Below are 15083 nucleotides of genomic sequence, written 5' to 3'. Positions count from 1 at the left end.
CATATTCGCCTATGAAATACAACAATCCGCTGAGTTTAGCCCCATGTATTTTCATAGTCCGTTTCTTTAAAGCCCAGCGTCGTTTTTTTGCCGTCCCAGGCAAGCGGACGCTTGATCAGCATGCCATCTGAAGCGAGCAAATCGAACTGCTCTTCTTCGCTCATTGCCTGCAGCTTGTCTTTCAGTCCTAACTCCCGGTATTTCATGCCACTTGTGTTAAAAAACTTTTTCAACTCCAGCCCGCTGGCTTGATGGATGCTGCGCAGCTCTTCTGCTGAAGGCGGTGTTTCAGCGATGTCTATCGCTTCATAGTCAGCCCCACTTGCATCCAGCCATTTTTTCGCATTTCGGCAAGTCGAACATTTCGGATATGCGTAAAATCGAATCATGATGAAACCTCCTTTTTCTTTAGCTTAGCAAAATAGCGTATGCCAGTCGATCCAATAGGGAGCCGTGTTGCAAGTACTAATGTTTTCTGCAGGCCTGTGCGGTGCAAAAGAAGCACAGTTTTCTCCTTATCAATAAGAGGCAAAATTTACGCAGATTGCTAATATGGTTCAAAACCTGAAAAAGCCCCGGAATCGATCACTCCGGAGCTCTATCCCCTATCATCCAGCTGTTTTTCTTTTTCATCATACAACGTATTTTTCTGCTTCGACCAATTTCACAGCGGCTTCGCGTTTTTTTGCGATGACGTTGTATGGAGTTGAACGCGTCAGTTTGCGGAGAGCTGAAAGCATCATACGCTGGTTGTCGCCTTCGACAACAGCAAGCAATGTTTCTTTTGCGTCTTTTTCAATTTTGTCAAACGCTTCCTGGCAATAAATTTGTGAGTATAGAATTTTTTGCTGTGCTTTTTCTTCGCCGGCAGCCCCAATCGCTTTTTCTGTGCGAAGGACAGCGGATTCCATGGCGAAAACATTTGAGACGATATCGGCGATGTTCACCAGCACTTCCTGCTCCTGTTCAAGTTTTGCCCCATAGGTCTGAGCAGCGAGGCCGGCAGCAAGCAAAGCGATTTTTTTCGCGTTGCGCACCAAGTATTTCTCCTGCGCCAATGCTTCAGTTCCCACTTCTTCCGGCATCAGCATCAACAACTCTTCCTGAAGTTTCTGGGCATGCTGGAATAGCGGAAGGTCGCCTTTCATCGCTTTACGGATCAATGTGCCTGGTACGAGCAAGCGGTTGATTTCGTTTGTCCCTTCGAAAATACGGTTGATGCGTGAGTCGCGATACGCTTTTTCAATTTCATATTCCTGCATAAAGCCGTAGCCACCGTGCAATTGGACTCCTTCATCCACAATATAATCGAGTGTTTCCGTCCCGAAAAATTTGTTCATTGAGCATTCGACCGCAAACTCCGCTATTGAATCTGCAACCAGCTTGCCGTTGGCCTGCTCTTCGTCCGTAAAACCGCTCATGCGGTCTTCAAACAAGCCGACAGTCCGGTACACAGAACTTTCCAGTGCGTACAATTGAGCCCCCATCGTCGCCAATTTTTCGCGCGTCAAGTTGAAAGACGAAATTGGTGTTTTGAATTGCTGTCGCTGATTCGTGTACGGAATGGTGATTTCCAAGGCATGCTTGGAACCGCCAATCGTTCCTACTCCCAATTTATAGCGCCCGATGTTAAGGATGTTGAATGCTATAACATGGCCGCGCCCCGCTTCACCCAATAAGTTTTCTGCCGGAACTTGCGCATCCTGCAAGATCAGGGTTCGGGTCGAGGATGATTTGATTCCCATCTTCTTTTCTTCAGGCCCGACAGAAACACCATCATAAGCGCGTTCTACGATGAATGCCGAAAATTTATCGCCGTCAATTTTCGCATAGACTATAAAGACATCCGCAAATCCTGCATTGGTGATCCATTGCTTTTCACCATTCAACACATAGTGCGTACCCGCTTCGTTGAGCTTGGCAGTCGTTTTTGCCCCCAGCGCATCAGATCCTGAGCTTGGTTCGGTCAGCGCATAGGCAGCAATCATTTCACCCGTGGCTAGGAGGGGAAGATATTTCTGCTTTTGCTCTTCGTTGCCGAAAAGGACGATCGGCAATGAGCCGATTCCGACGTGCGCACCGTGGGTGATTGAAAAGCCTCCCGCTTTTGACATTTTTTCAGCAATCAACGCCGATGCTATTTTATCCAATCCGAGGCCGCCATATTGTTCAGGGACGTCTGCACCAAGAAGCCCAAGTTCGCCCGCCGATTTCAGCAGCCGGACTGAATGATCGAATTCATGGTTTTCCAGCTTCTCGACGACCGGCATCACTTCGTTGTTGATGTAATCTTCGGTCGTTTTAGCGATCATCTTGTGTTCGTCGGTAAAATCTTCCGGTGTAAAAACACGTGAAAGGTCCGCGTCTTCAATCAGGAAGCTTCCGCCTTTGATCAATGTTTTTTGCTGTTCCATTGTGAATTCCTCCTCGTTTATTAGCTATATTGAGCGTCTGATGATATTCCGCAAGACAACTCCGCTTTCCCGCTGGAGTCTCCGCTGTTTTGCTTCGTATCAAAAAATAATGGGGATAACGACGAAATCATCCTTTTCTTAAAGTGTGATGAGTTTACCTGGCGCCGGCGCGACCATGAAGGTGAGCGAAGTAAGAAGACAGGCGCTCTGTGCCTGGCTTCTTACGAAAGCCATCCTCTGAGCGGCCGAAGCGGCTGGTAGTTTTTAAACATTTGAAGCGAACTATCTAATCGTAGATTTACAGCATTTCAAAAACGCCGGCTGCGCCCATGCCGCCGCCGATGCACATGGTGACGACGCCGAATTGCTTGCCTTGGCGCTTCAGCTCGCTCATCATCTTCAGCGTCAAAATAGAGCCTGTTGCACCCAGCGGGTGGCCGAGAGCAATGGCCCCCCCGTTTAAATTCACTTTGTCGATATCGATGTTCAAGTGCCGGATGACACCAAGCGATTGCGAGGCGAAAGCTTCGTTCAGTTCCCAGACGTCAATATCTTCAATGGACAAACCGGCCAATTTCAGCGCTTTTGGAATGGCGACAATCGGGCCGATTCCCATCACTTCCGGCGGCACGCCGCCTGTAGCAAACGAACGGAATTTCGCGATTGGCTTCAAGCCCAGCGCTTCCGCTTTTTCGCGGTCCATTACTAGAAGCGCTCCTGCACCGTCTGACGTCTGCGACGAGTTGCCTGCGGTAACAGTGCCGCGCGCTGAGAAAACTGCACGCAATTTGTTCAAGGTCTGAATATTAGTGCCATGGCGGACTCCTTCATCCATTTCAAACATGAACTTTTTTTCCTGGTATTTATTGTTTTCATCCACATAGCGCCGGACCACTTCAACTGGCACAATTTCTTCGACGAAATGCCCCTTTTGGATGGCCGCTGCCGCTTTCTCGTGTGAGCGGACCGAGAACGCGTCCTGGTCTTCCCGGCTGATGCCGTATTGTGTGGCCACTTGTTCAGCCGTATGGCCCATACTCATGTAATATTGGGGAGCTGTCTCTGCCAATTTGGCATTCGGGCGGATGACGTTCCCCATCATCGGCACCATGCTCATCGACTCTACGCCGCCGGCAATGATCGCTTCTGCCGACCCGACCATAATGCGTTCAGCGGCATAAGCGATAGACTGCAGGCCCGAAGAACAGAAACGGTTGATCGTAACGGCTGACACGGTGTCCGGCAAACCGGCAAGAGCGCCGATATTGCGGGCGATATTCATGCCCTGTTCCGCTTCCGGCATGGCGCAGCCCATAATCAGATCATCAATCGGGCCATCATAGCCGTCCGCCCGATCTAATGCCTCTTTAACAGCTACAGCGCCGAAATCATCCGGCCGCACAGTAGCAAGCGACCCTTTTTTTGCTTTTCCTACCGGTGTCCTTGCACCGGATACGATTACTGCTTCGCGCATGAGTTTTCCTCCTCTGATTCTGGTTGCAGCACTAATTGCGCAGCGGTTTTCCTTTGACGAGCATATGCTGCATCCGCTGCTGTGTTTTTGGCTCCGCCACCAAACTTAAAAATGCTTCCCGCTCGAGATCGAGCAAATACTGTTCGTCGACCAATGTGCCATATGGAACTTTCCCGCCGGACAAGACAAAAGCGAGTTTTTTGGCGATTTTCAAGTCGTATTCACTGATATAGCCGGACAATAGCATGCCTTCTGCCCCTAAGAGCAATGTGGCATAGCCCGGTTCACCGGTTACCGGCACTTTTTCCCTTTTTGGCGCTTGGTAGCCCATTTCATGCAGTGCAAGGGCCGCTTGTTTCGCATCATGGATCAGATGGTCGCTATTGACGCTTATGCCATCCACAAAATTAAGGAAGTTGTTCTCACGGGCTTCTTCTGCTGAAGTCGACACTTTCGCCGTCGCAATCGACTCGAACACTTTGCTGGCGACGTTTTGGTAATCGACAACGACCCCTTTTGGCATGCCTTTTATATGCTTGATGTAAAGCTCTTTGTTTCCGCCGCCGCCTGGGATCAATCCGACTCCTGCCTCGACTAGGCCCATATAGGTCTCCATCGAAGCTTGGATATGCGCTGCCGGAAGCGCCACTTCCGCCCCGCCGCCGAGAGACATGCCGAACGGTGCCGCAACGACCGGTTTTGAGCAGTACTTGATTTTCATCATGGCATTTTGGAAAGCTTTTATGGTGAAATCCAATTCAAAAATATTGTCATCCTGCGCTTCCATGAGGATCATTCCGAGGTTTGCGCCGACGCAGAAGTTTTTGCCTTGGTTTCCGATAACCAGCCCTTTGAAGTTTCTCTCAACCTCATCGACGGCAAAGTTGATCATCTGTATGATATCCAAACCGATGGCATTGGACTGCGAATGGAATTCAAGCAGCGCAATGCCGTCCCCAAGGTCGATCAAGCTTGCGCCGGTATTGGATTTGATGACTCCGTGCTTTTTCTTGTAGCGCTTCAAATCGATCACTTTTTCATTGACAGGCACCGGCTTGTATTCCGCCCCGTCAAAAAAATAAAGGTCGTTGTCGACTTCTTTATAGAAGCTGTCATTTCCTGATTCGAGCAATGCTTGCGCAAAGGCAGGGATTTCATGCCCTTCTTGTTTCATTTTCTCTGCGGATTGTGCCACACCTATGGCATCCCACGTTTCAAAAGGACCTTGCTGCCAGCCGAAGCCCCATTTCATGGCGTTGTCGACTGCAACGATGTTATCGGCAATTTCACCGGTCAATTGTGCAGAGTAGCGGAGGACCGGTGATAGAATGCTCCAAAGCAATTCACCTGTGCGGTCATTGGCGTATACAAGGGTTTTCATCTTCGCGGAAAGGCCTTTTTGCTGTTTGGCCATTTCCTGTGAAGGCGTTTCCAATTTTCCGGCTGGTTGGTATTCCAATGTTTCAGGATGCAGTTCCAAGATTTCCTTCCCTTGCTTCCGGAAGAATCCTTGTCCTGTCTTCGAACCAAGCCAGCCTTTTTCAACCATTTCCTTTAAAAATCCAGGGGTTTCGAACACTTGCTGCTCATCGCCTGAAGTCTGGTCATATACATTTTTGGCAACATGCATAAATGTATCCAATCCTACTACATCAAGCGTGCGGAAAGTCGCCGATTTTGGCCGTCCGATCAATGGCCCGGTGACCGAATCCACTTCCCCGACCGAGTAGCCGCGGGTTTGCATTTCCCGGATTGTCACCAACAAACCATATGTACCAATTCGGTTCGCAATGAAATTTGGCGTATCTTTAGCGATGACAACGCCTTTTCCTAAACGGTCTTCACCAAAACGGGCCATAAAATCAACCACTTCAGAGGACGTCGTTTCAGCAGGAATCACTTCAAGCAGTTTCAGATAGCGCGGCGGATTGAAAAAGTGCGTGCCAAGAAAATGTTTCTGGAAATCATCCGAACGCCCTTCCGCCATAGCATTGATGCTAATGCCTGAGGTGTTCGAAGAAACAATCGTCCCCGGTTTTCTTACGGCATCAATTTTTTTATACAGGGATTTTTTTATTTCCAGATTTTCGACAATCACTTCTATAATCCAATCGACATCTTTCAACTTCTCCAAGTCGTCCTCTAAGTTTCCAGGGGTTAACAGCTCCAAATTTTTTTTTGCCGTCAACGGAGCAGGTTTGTGTTTTAACAGCTTCTGGATGGATGACTCTGTAAACCGGTTCCGCACCGCCTTGTCTTCAAGCGATAAGCCTTTTGCTTCCTCTTCCTTCAACAATTCGTTCGGAACGATATCAAGCAATAATACTGGAATCCCGATATTTGCAAGGTGTGCTGCAATTCCAGACCCCATAACCCCAGAACCCAGCACCGCTGCTTTTTGTATTTGGTATGCCACTCGCAAGCCCTCCCACTTTTTTGAATGAACACTCATTCATTTTTATGGTAAAAAAATAGAACGTTCTCTATGTCTCCTAGTGTAAGGTATTTTCTTTTTTTTCGCAATATTTAATTGTCCGAAAATTTACTTTGCCTGAAAGATTAATTTCTTTTCGAAAGGGCTTTGGAACGGTACACTATCAATAGAATATGGAGGCGAAGCTGCATGAAATCAATTACTACATTGGAACAGTTTGAAAATGCAATCAGCGGAAACGAGCCGGCTATTGTAAAATTTCAAGCGGGCTGGTGCCCGGATTGCACAAGAATGGACATGTTCATCGATCCGATTATAGAGGAATTCGATCAATACCACTGGTATGACCTTAACCGTGATGAACTGCCGGAGCTTGCAGAAAAATGGGAAGTGATGGGCATTCCAAGTCTGCTGATTTTCAGGAATGGCGAAAAAACCGCCCACCTTCACAGTGCCCACGCAAAATCGCCGGAATCGGTCACTCAATTCCTATCTGAGCAGAAAAAATAGCGAAACACCTATCCCATCGGCCCCCGCTGCACTTATTATTAAAAATTGAGGTGTTTTACATGAATGAGCAACAAGAACTGAAAGAACTAAAAGAGCTGGTCCAGTATTACGAGAAGGTCATCAAGAACATGTCCGCTCCTATTATCCCTTCTATCGTGCCACGCACCATTCTAGTGCCGATTGCCGGATTCATATATAGGGACCGTTTTGAAACCATCCGGACAAAAGTATTGCAGTATGCCGCCGAACACCGGGAAACCGAAAGCGTCGTCTTCGATTTTACAGGAGTCGCTTTAGAAGACGTAGAGGCGTTCGACTATAACGAATTGGCGAGCGAGCTGTCTGAATTGAACAGTGCACAGAAGCTGATGGGGCTTCGCCCTATCTATGTTGGATTCAATCCCCGCTTCGTACGCGAAATCGTCCGTGCCGGCATTCAGGTGGATCTGGAAGTTTATATAAACTTCCGCACTGCGCTGAAGGTATTGCTCAAAGAAAACAAAAATGCGGCAAAGTCGGTAAAATAATTGCCATTCCCATGGGAGGGATTTCCGTGAAAACGATGATTCCATTTAAAGGCCTGTCCCAATACGAAGCAAGCATCGACAGCAAAAAGCAAGGCTCCGCATGTGGCCCTGTGACAGCAGCTGCCATCCTGGGCCATCACGAGAAAACCGTTTATGGCATCAATGAGCTATATCATCTGCTCGGCACCACACCCATCGGCTTGTTCACATGGAGGCTCCTAAAAAATCTGCGCAGGCTTGCAGGGCATCACTATACCATCAAGAAAGCCCGAAATATTGATGAAGTGAAAAACGAGCTGCTTGCCGGCCGGCCGCTTGCTATGAAATTCGATTGCTACTTTTCATTCCGCTGGTTTTCAAAACCGGCATACAAGTATCATTGGGTGCCATTGATCGGCTTTGAAGAAAAAGACGGCGATTTGATTTTATATATCCACGACAATGGACAAAAAAACCGCCCGAGCAAAGTCCGGGCGATTTCTTATAGAAAGAACCAAAAAGTCCTGACATTCGTCAAAATTGTTCCTACTCAAAAGGATTGACGGGCCCCAAGCTTTTTTCCACCTGCCGGGCCAATAGTTTCAATTCCTGGTCATCGAACAGCTGCACCATGTCGTTTGTATAGTTGGGCACAGTGATTTCATCAAGCGATACATCAAGCGGAATGTCGCATTTAATAACCGCCAACTCCTTAGATAGCAGCAGCATATCCTTATGCTCCTCTATCTTTTTCTTTTGGGCCGGTTTCAGTTCATCGATGGCTGCCAGCACGCCATCGGTTGAGCCGTGCTGCTGGATCAGCTGCAATGCAGTTTTCGGCCCAATTCCTTTAACGCCCGGATAGCCATCGCTGGCATCGCCCATGAACGCTTTAACATCCGCAAATTGCGTCGGTTCAATGCCGTATTCTTCTTTGAAACGGCCTTCAGTATACACGTCATAAATGTGAAAGCCTTTTTTCATAAAAGCTATTTCGACCGAAGGATTCAGCAATTGCAGCATATCCTTGTCGCCAGTGATGATTGTAAATTTCGCCTTGTCCTTCCACTGCTTCGTGAACGAGCCGATGAAATCATCCGCTTCGATTCCCTTTTCCCCATAGTTTTTCCAGCCAAGCTGCTCAGACACTTTTTTTGCCAAGTCGAATTGGTGAAGCATGTCATCAGGCGGCGCTGGCCGGTTCGATTTGTAGCCATCGAACATATCCGTCCGGAATGTATGTGCTCCCATGTCCCAGCAGACCGCGAGATGCGTCGGCTTCATCATCGTCTTCGCAGCAAGCACGTGGCGGGCAAAGCCTTGCACCGCATTTGTCGCCAATCCTTCGGACGTCCGAAGATATTGACCGACCACTGAAGTGGCAAAAAACGAGCGGAACAAAATCGCCATCCCGTCCACCAGCAGCACATGTGGTTTCTCATTCATAGTAAATCCTCCATCCTTCTTAAAACACTCTATCCATTATACCTGTTATTGAACAAAAAAACCGCCGAGGCGGCGGTTTTATCGTTTGCGTTTTATGGCTTTGTATTCGAGGCTCAGTGATTTGTAGAAAGATCCCATCATCAAAAGCATGATAAAAGAAAACGGGAAAGCTGAAATGATCAATGCCGTTTGAAGCGCATCAAGTCCGCCTGCTGACAGTAAGATAACAGCAATGGACGATTGGGCGACTCCCCATGTTACTTTGATCGCGTTTGACGGGTTCAACGAACCGTTTGTTGACTGCATCCCAAGAACGAATGTAGCTGAGTCAGCTGAAGTGACGAAAAATGTTGTAACGAGCAAAATCGCGATGATTGACATAAATGTCCCTAATGGAAGCTGTTCAAACACGCCAAACAAAGTCTCGGATGTCAACAAGCCCGTCAAATCGGCACCGGAACTTTGGACATCAATAGCTGTTGATCCAAATGCCGCAAACCAGATAAAGCTGAGTACTGTAGGGATGATCAATACACCGAACAGGAATTGGCGGATTGTCCGGCCTTTTGAAACGCGAGCGATAAATATCCCGACAAATGGAGACCAGGAAATCCACCATGCCCAGTAGAAGATGGTCCAGCCATCGATCCAAGCGCGGTTTTCTTGATCGATCGGGGCAGCACGGAAACTCATGCGCAACAGATTTTGGAAGTAATTCCCTACTGTATCTGTGAACATATTGAGAATCAACAAAGTCGGCCCAAAAATCAGCACCAATGCAAGCAAAGAAATAGCCAGCACCATATTGGTATTCGACAAATACTTGATGCCTTTACTCAGTCCGCTCCAAGCTGAAGCCAGGAACAGGACAGTGGCAACGGCAATGATGACGACTTGGACTATAAAGTTATTTCCAGGCACCGCATCAAACAAGAACGCCAAACCTTCATTGATTTGGATGGTTCCGAAACCAAGCGTGGTCGCAACCCCTACTGCTGTAGCAAAAATCGCAATCACATCCACCAAGGTTCCCCAAGGCCCATTCATCTTCTCGCCGAAGAGCGGCTTTAGTGTAGCAGAAATCAGTCCTGGCTCTCCTTTGCGGAATTGGAAATACGCTAGGGCCAAAGCGACGACCGCATAGATTGCCCAAGCATGAATTCCCCAGTGGAAAAACGTGAAACGCATGGATTCGCGGAATGCTTCTGCTGTACCTGGCTCAGCTGTGGCCGGATCAATTGCATAGTGGGACAGCGGTTCGGCTGCTCCCCAGAATACAAGTCCAATGCCCATGCCTGCCGAGAATAGCATAGCAATCCAAGTGCCGAATGAAAATTCCGGCTTATCGTTGTCTTTCCCCAATTTGATTTGCCCCATTGGACTGATGAGGAAAAATAGGCAGAATAAGACCATGATCGATACGATCAATAGGTAGTACCAACCGAACGAGGTTGTCAGGAACGTTTCTATATTCCCGGTAACTTCTGCGAAATTCTCTGGGGCAAACGCTCCGTAGCCGACAGCCAGCAAGACTAAAGCGAGCGAAATCCAGAAAACGTTCGTTACTTTCTTCATATAGTTTCCCTCCAAACTTTTTTTAACACAATACCTAACGTTACGTTAGTATTGCAAAGATGTCAACCTTTCGTTTGACAATGATAGAATATGGCTAATACAATTCTCTCCCCCCATCTTCCTTTAACTTTTGATAGGAATCGGCTTTTTCCTAATTCAGGAAAAGGAATGATTCATTCTAGGGGGAAGATAGTTCTGGATTGTGTTTGTTGCTTCTTTTCTAAATCTTATGTAAGAGTTATGCAGACAACGCTAATGCTTCATGGATGACAGCAAGAATCGAACCGGGGCTTTGAGAATACTAGTTATTTCAATTTCCTTTTCTTTAAAATTTTAAACTGCAGCTGTCTTGCAAAAGCATCTCCATATTTGCCTGCACTTCGCTGCTGCTTTGCCTTCCCATGCGTGCCTCTTTCAATGGAATTGCGGTTATCCTTGCTGTTATTGCTTGGCTTGCCACCAAACTTCATACAATCTCGTTAACTAGGAACCGACACTGGACAGCCGATTCGAGAAATTCGATTAATGCTGATTTGACAGATGAAACCCGAATTCACGTGAAGCACGTTCTGATTTTCAGACTTCCAAAAAGCAGAGAGCAGTTTCTCGTTGGCCCTAAATGCTTCATCTGACAAGATGCCCATGTTTCCTGCAATCATGGCAGCTTCCTTGAAATGAAGAGAAATATTCTTTCCGCATCCTAGTTCAATTCATTTGATTGAGTTGGTTCATTTTCTTGTTGTTGGATTATCGTTTTTTAATCTAGATGGCCGGCTTTTCAACAAGGGTCGCTCAGGCAATAAAAAGAAGAAAGGAACCTCAGCTCCTCTCTCCTATAAAACCGGCTATCAATAAAAGATGCAGCTTCCCGGAAGCATCGATCAATCTACTTGAATACAAATCGATCTTTGTCGATCCATCGTTTGATTGATTCTGAAACAGCTTCCGGGCATTTCATCACATAGACTGGAAAACCTGTCACATCGATAAAACAACGATTGCATTGTTTTGCATCCAGAAATTTTTTTAGCTGTTTCATGCATAAACTACTGGCGGAAGCATATACAGGATGGTAAGGCCGCAAGAAATTCATGAAAAAGAACAAACTGCTCCCCCTGCTTTCTCCATTTGGCGTGAATGGAAAGACTGATATTCTTTAGAAATGGAAATTGCGTCTGCCTGGTATTTCAATGGCAATCTCCCTGAAACTTTTAATTAGAACCTTTAAAACATCTGTTATCTACGATCAAAGTAAATTTTTTTATACTCCCTTCTTTACAGTATTATTTTTGTGCCACAAGAACATACAACTTTTCTGTCGGAAAGAATTTCTTGGTTATCCGCAATCCGGCAGTCGTTAGTGCCCTTTCCATATCGGCCGATGTAATTCTTGGTGCTTGACGATTGGAATGTCTTTTAGGCTCAAGTTCGACACAGATCAAATAACCCTCTTCTTTGAGTGCTTCTTTAATCTGATTTATGGCCGCATCCAGCGGTTGAATTTCATGCAAAACCAAAGAGGCGATTACGGCATCGATCGATCCATTTGGCACTGGAATTTCTGCTCCTCCTTGAATAGTGACTATATTGGAAATTTTCTCCTTTGAAGCTTTTGAATTTATAAGCTCCAACATGTTGGCGTCAATATCCAGTGCATAAACTGTGCCCTTTACCGCTTTGGCCAAAGGCAGTGAAAAATAGCCCGTGCCGGCACCAAAATCCAAAATATTGTCAGTTTCTTTGATCGGACTCATGCCTATAAGCTGCTCCGGCGCAAATTCCCCTCTTCGTTCAAGACTGTCCAGATATGAGATTTTGCCTTTATGATGATTGGTTCCGTGGAAATTGCCGTGTTTAGAATTCATTTACATAGACCCTCCTTATTTTTAAAAAAATGTTTTTCTAGAACCTTTAGAATTTTGCCCCAGTTCTTTGCCGATCAGAGCCCATTTCCATATTCTGCAATCCTTTCCTTCTAAGAGTTACTCTCATTCTTCTCTTTGCACCCTATTAAAAGATATCAAGGACTCTAGTTGTCTCTAATAGAATTCAATTTATCACTTATAAATTCATAAGTCAACTCAAACTTCAAAAACTAGTTATGATAAAAGTTCCTTCAGCGGTCCTGCCGCTGCAGGTCCATGGGCATCCATCCCATTGTCAATCATACCTTAAATGTTTTTTCCGTTTCCTTGACCTTGAAGGCGATGGAAACTTTTCAGAAAACCATTTAACTTTTCCTTTAAAAACAAGAACGATATCCTGTAACATGGTCTTTATTAAATCGTTAGATAGGAGCTGAGGAAAGCGTGAAGATTGTTGTAATTGGAGGAACCGGAACAATTGGCACAGCGGTAGCGAACAAATTAAAGGGCGATCATGAAGTGATCATAGCCAGCAGATCAAACGGAAATTATAAAGTTGATATCACGTCCGTGGACAGCATTGAACAAATGTACAAAGACATCCCGAACATTGATGCTGTGGTAAGCACGACAGGCGAATCCCATTTTGGCGGCTTGAGCGAATTGACACCGGAACTGAATGAAGTGGCTATAAACAGCAAGCTTAAAGGCCAAGTGAACCTTGTTCTGATCGGTCAAAATTATATTAATGATGGCGGCAGTTTCACGCTTACTTCCGGAATCATGATGGATGATCCCATTTTGAAAGGCAGCTCAGCCGCTATGGCCAATGCCGGAGTGGCAGGATTTGTAAAGTCTGCAGCCATCGAATTGACACGCAATATACGGATCAATACTGTAAGCCCGAACGTCTTGGAAGAATCCATGGACAAATACGGACCATTTTTTAAAGGGTTTGATCCAGTGTCCGCGGATAAGGTGTCCAATGCATTCTTAAGATGTGTTGAAGGCGCACAAACAGGCCAAGTCTATAAAGTGTATTGATTCCAGCTGAATCTAAAAACCCCCTGGAAGACACACCGGCATGCCGGTCCTTCCAGGGGGGGTTATGATTCCGGCCATTATTTGAACCGGCCTGTTTGATAATGCTTTTATGCGCGGCTTTTTCCCCTGGAGATTGTCCGGTTCCGGGGATGTTCTGGAAGTATGGATGCAACCAATTTCTTTACAGTGGGATGCTGCGAAGTGAACACCTCGTTTTTATCATTGCAGACTTCTATTATTTTCCCCTTCTCCATGACTGTCAAAGAATCCGAGATTGAATACGCTGCCCGGATGTCATGTGTGATGAAAAGGTAAGAAAGGCCGTACACTGACTTCAACTCATTCAATAAGTTCAAGATATTCGTTTGGTTCACCATATCGAGGCTGCTGACAGACTCATCCAAAACAATCATTTTCGGTTTCAAGGCGATTGCTCTTGCAATGCTGATTCGCTGCAATTGCCCTCCGCTGAATTGCCGGGGATACTTTTTCATATCTTCTGCATCCAGCCCTACCATATCCAGCAAGTCGGCAATTGTGCGTTTTTGTTCGGCAGGCGACAGCTTCTCGTAGTTTTCCAGAGGTTCTCCAATAATCTTTTCCGCTGTCAGCCGAGGATTGACCGATGAGTAGCTGTCTTGAAAAACTACTTGAAGATCTCTCCGGATCCGTTTACGGGTTAATGCATCCATCGTATAAAGATCTTGCCCCTGGAAAATCACCTTGCCTTTCTGCGGCTTTTCCAAGCCCAAAATCACTTTTCCCAATGTGCTTTTTCCCGCCCCGCTTGTTCCAAGAAGCCCCATACAAGATCCTTGTTCTATCGAAAGGGAAACATCGGAAAGAACATGTTCTTCTTTTGCCGAACGCCAAAAAGAGCGGGAAGAGCCGTATGAATGTGTTACTTCTTTCACTTCCAGTAAACTCATGGATTCTTCCCTCTCTTTCTGGTAAGCATCCCTATACTTATCGAGTCTATATAACAAGTTTGCTCAGCTCTTCGTTCACTGGCAAGACAGGCCTTGCCTGCAGCAGCTTTTTAGTATACTCGTGCTGCGGAAAATCGAACAGCCGGTAAACGTCTGCTTTTTCTACAATCCGGCCATTTTGCATCACAGCCACTTCGTCCGCGAGCTCTGAAATCACTCCTAGGTCATGGGAAATCAGCAAAACCGATGTCCCGCATTCTGTCCGGAGCCGGTCCAGTTCTTTTAACACCTGCAGCTGGGTTGCCACATCAAGAGCTGTTGTCGGCTCATCCGCAATGACGACCGCAGGGCGCAAACACATCGATATTGCAATCATGACCCGCTGGAGCATGCCGCCGCTCAGCTGAAAAGGATACATTTTCATAATTTTAGCCGGGTTTTGTAAGTTCATTTTCTCTAAGGAGGCAATCGCCAAATCGACGGCTTGTTTTTTCGTAAGCTCTGTGTGGATACGGATCGTTTCAACGAACTGGTTTCCGATTGTGTAAACTGGTGTGAAGGCGTTCATGGGGTTTTGCATGATGAATCCGATTTCTTTCCCTCGAATGCACCGCATCTCCTTCTCCTTCAAACCATTCAGTTCCCGGCCATGCAGCTGGATGCTGCCTTCTATGTGCATTGCCTTTTGGTTCAAAAGTTGAAGAAGAGACATACAGGTGATGGTTTTTCCGCTGCCGCTCTCTCCGACAAGCCCCAAAATCTTCCCTGGTTTCAGCTCCAAGTTAAGATTTTGAACAAGAGGAAGCACCCCTTTTTGTGATTTGACAGCGACATTCAGTCCGCTGACCTGCAAAACATTCTGTTGTTTTTCCATCTGCGTTTTTCC

The 15083-nt window shown here is 46.4% G+C and carries 14 protein-coding genes; 4 read left to right on the top strand and 10 right to left on the bottom strand.

The window, feature by feature from the left end; genetic code table 11:
- Positions 1-35 precede the first annotated feature (35 nt).
- The 4 genes from FQV30_RS16630 to FQV30_RS16615 all read right to left on the bottom strand — a co-directional run bounded on the left by FQV30_RS16630 (position 36) and on the right by FQV30_RS16615 (position 6304).
- The gene (locus FQV30_RS16630) at positions 36-389 is read right to left on the bottom strand and encodes an arsenate reductase family protein (RefSeq protein WP_186725691.1); all 354 of its coding nucleotides are present in this window, start codon (positions 387-389) and stop codon (positions 36-38) included.
- Positions 390-632: 243 nt separating this feature from the next.
- Positions 633-2414: an acyl-CoA dehydrogenase family protein gene (locus FQV30_RS16625; RefSeq protein ID WP_146501250.1), complete on the bottom strand. Its 1782-nt coding sequence runs from the start codon at positions 2412-2414 to the stop codon at positions 633-635.
- Between the two features lie 298 nt (positions 2415-2712).
- A complete protein-coding gene (locus tag FQV30_RS16620; RefSeq protein ID WP_146501249.1) occupies positions 2713-3888 on the bottom strand; it encodes an acetyl-CoA C-acetyltransferase in 1176 nt (391 codons plus the stop codon).
- A 31-nt stretch (positions 3889-3919) separates the two neighbouring features.
- Positions 3920-6304, bottom strand: a complete 2385-nt coding sequence (locus tag FQV30_RS16615; RefSeq protein WP_146501248.1) for a 3-hydroxyacyl-CoA dehydrogenase/enoyl-CoA hydratase family protein — start codon at positions 6302-6304, stop codon at positions 3920-3922.
- A gap of 207 nt (positions 6305-6511) precedes the next feature.
- Between FQV30_RS16615 and FQV30_RS16610 the strand changes: the two genes are divergently transcribed.
- The 3 genes from FQV30_RS16610 to FQV30_RS16600 are packed head-to-tail and all read left to right on the top strand — an operon-like array spanning position 6512 to position 7901.
- Positions 6512-6832 (top strand): thioredoxin family protein, encoded by a 321-nt coding sequence (locus tag FQV30_RS16610; RefSeq protein WP_146501247.1) that lies wholly within the window; start codon positions 6512-6514, stop codon positions 6830-6832.
- A gap of 59 nt (positions 6833-6891) precedes the next feature.
- Positions 6892-7359 (top strand): STAS domain-containing protein, encoded by a 468-nt coding sequence (locus tag FQV30_RS16605; protein WP_146501246.1) that lies wholly within the window; start codon positions 6892-6894, stop codon positions 7357-7359.
- A gap of 35 nt (positions 7360-7394) precedes the next feature.
- Entirely contained in the window at positions 7395-7901 is a 507-nt protein-coding gene (locus FQV30_RS16600) for a hypothetical protein (RefSeq protein WP_255473523.1), read from the top strand.
- On the opposite strand, the gene FQV30_RS16595 is transcribed toward FQV30_RS16600, so the two are convergent.
- The 4 genes from FQV30_RS16595 to FQV30_RS16585 all read right to left on the bottom strand — a co-directional run bounded on the left by FQV30_RS16595 (position 7885) and on the right by FQV30_RS16585 (position 12224).
- A complete protein-coding gene (locus tag FQV30_RS16595) occupies positions 7885-8784 on the bottom strand; it encodes a 5'-3' exonuclease (RefSeq protein ID WP_146501244.1) in 900 nt (299 codons plus the stop codon). The genes FQV30_RS16600 and FQV30_RS16595 overlap by 17 nt on opposite strands.
- A gap of 78 nt (positions 8785-8862) precedes the next feature.
- Positions 8863-10359 carry a glycine betaine uptake BCCT transporter gene (locus FQV30_RS16590; RefSeq protein ID WP_146501243.1) on the bottom strand — a complete coding sequence of 499 codons (1497 nt, stop codon included), beginning with the start codon at positions 10357-10359 and terminating at the stop codon, positions 8863-8865.
- 886 nt (positions 10360-11245) lie between these two features.
- The gene (locus FQV30_RS18045; RefSeq protein ID WP_186725690.1) at positions 11246-11398 is read right to left on the bottom strand and encodes a hypothetical protein; all 153 of its coding nucleotides are present in this window, start codon (positions 11396-11398) and stop codon (positions 11246-11248) included.
- A 244-nt stretch (positions 11399-11642) separates the two neighbouring features.
- Complete coding sequence (locus FQV30_RS16585) at positions 11643-12224, bottom strand: class I SAM-dependent methyltransferase (protein ID WP_146501242.1); 582 nt, start codon at positions 12222-12224, stop codon at positions 11643-11645.
- Positions 12225-12668: 444 nt separating this feature from the next.
- Between FQV30_RS16585 and FQV30_RS16580 the strand changes: the two genes are divergently transcribed.
- Positions 12669-13268, top strand: a complete 600-nt coding sequence (locus FQV30_RS16580) for a short chain dehydrogenase (protein ID WP_146501241.1) — start codon at positions 12669-12671, stop codon at positions 13266-13268.
- 107 nt (positions 13269-13375) lie between these two features.
- Here the strand turns inward: FQV30_RS16580 and nikE are convergent, their stop codons facing one another.
- A complete protein-coding gene (gene nikE / locus FQV30_RS16575; protein ID WP_146501240.1) occupies positions 13376-14197 on the bottom strand; it encodes a nickel import ATP-binding protein NikE in 822 nt (273 codons plus the stop codon).
- A gap of 46 nt (positions 14198-14243) precedes the next feature.
- Positions 14244-15071 carry a nickel import ATP-binding protein NikD gene (gene nikD / locus FQV30_RS16570; RefSeq protein WP_146501239.1) on the bottom strand — a complete coding sequence of 276 codons (828 nt, stop codon included), beginning with the start codon at positions 15069-15071 and terminating at the stop codon, positions 14244-14246.
- Between the last annotated feature and the right edge of the window lie 12 nt (positions 15072-15083).

The organism is Planomicrobium sp. CPCC 101110 (assembly GCF_007859395.1).
Classification (GTDB): Bacteria; Bacillota; Bacilli; order Bacillales_A; family Planococcaceae; genus Planococcus.
The sequence above is the reverse complement of the archived record's forward strand: the minus strand, read 5'-3'. Positions and strand labels throughout refer to the sequence as shown.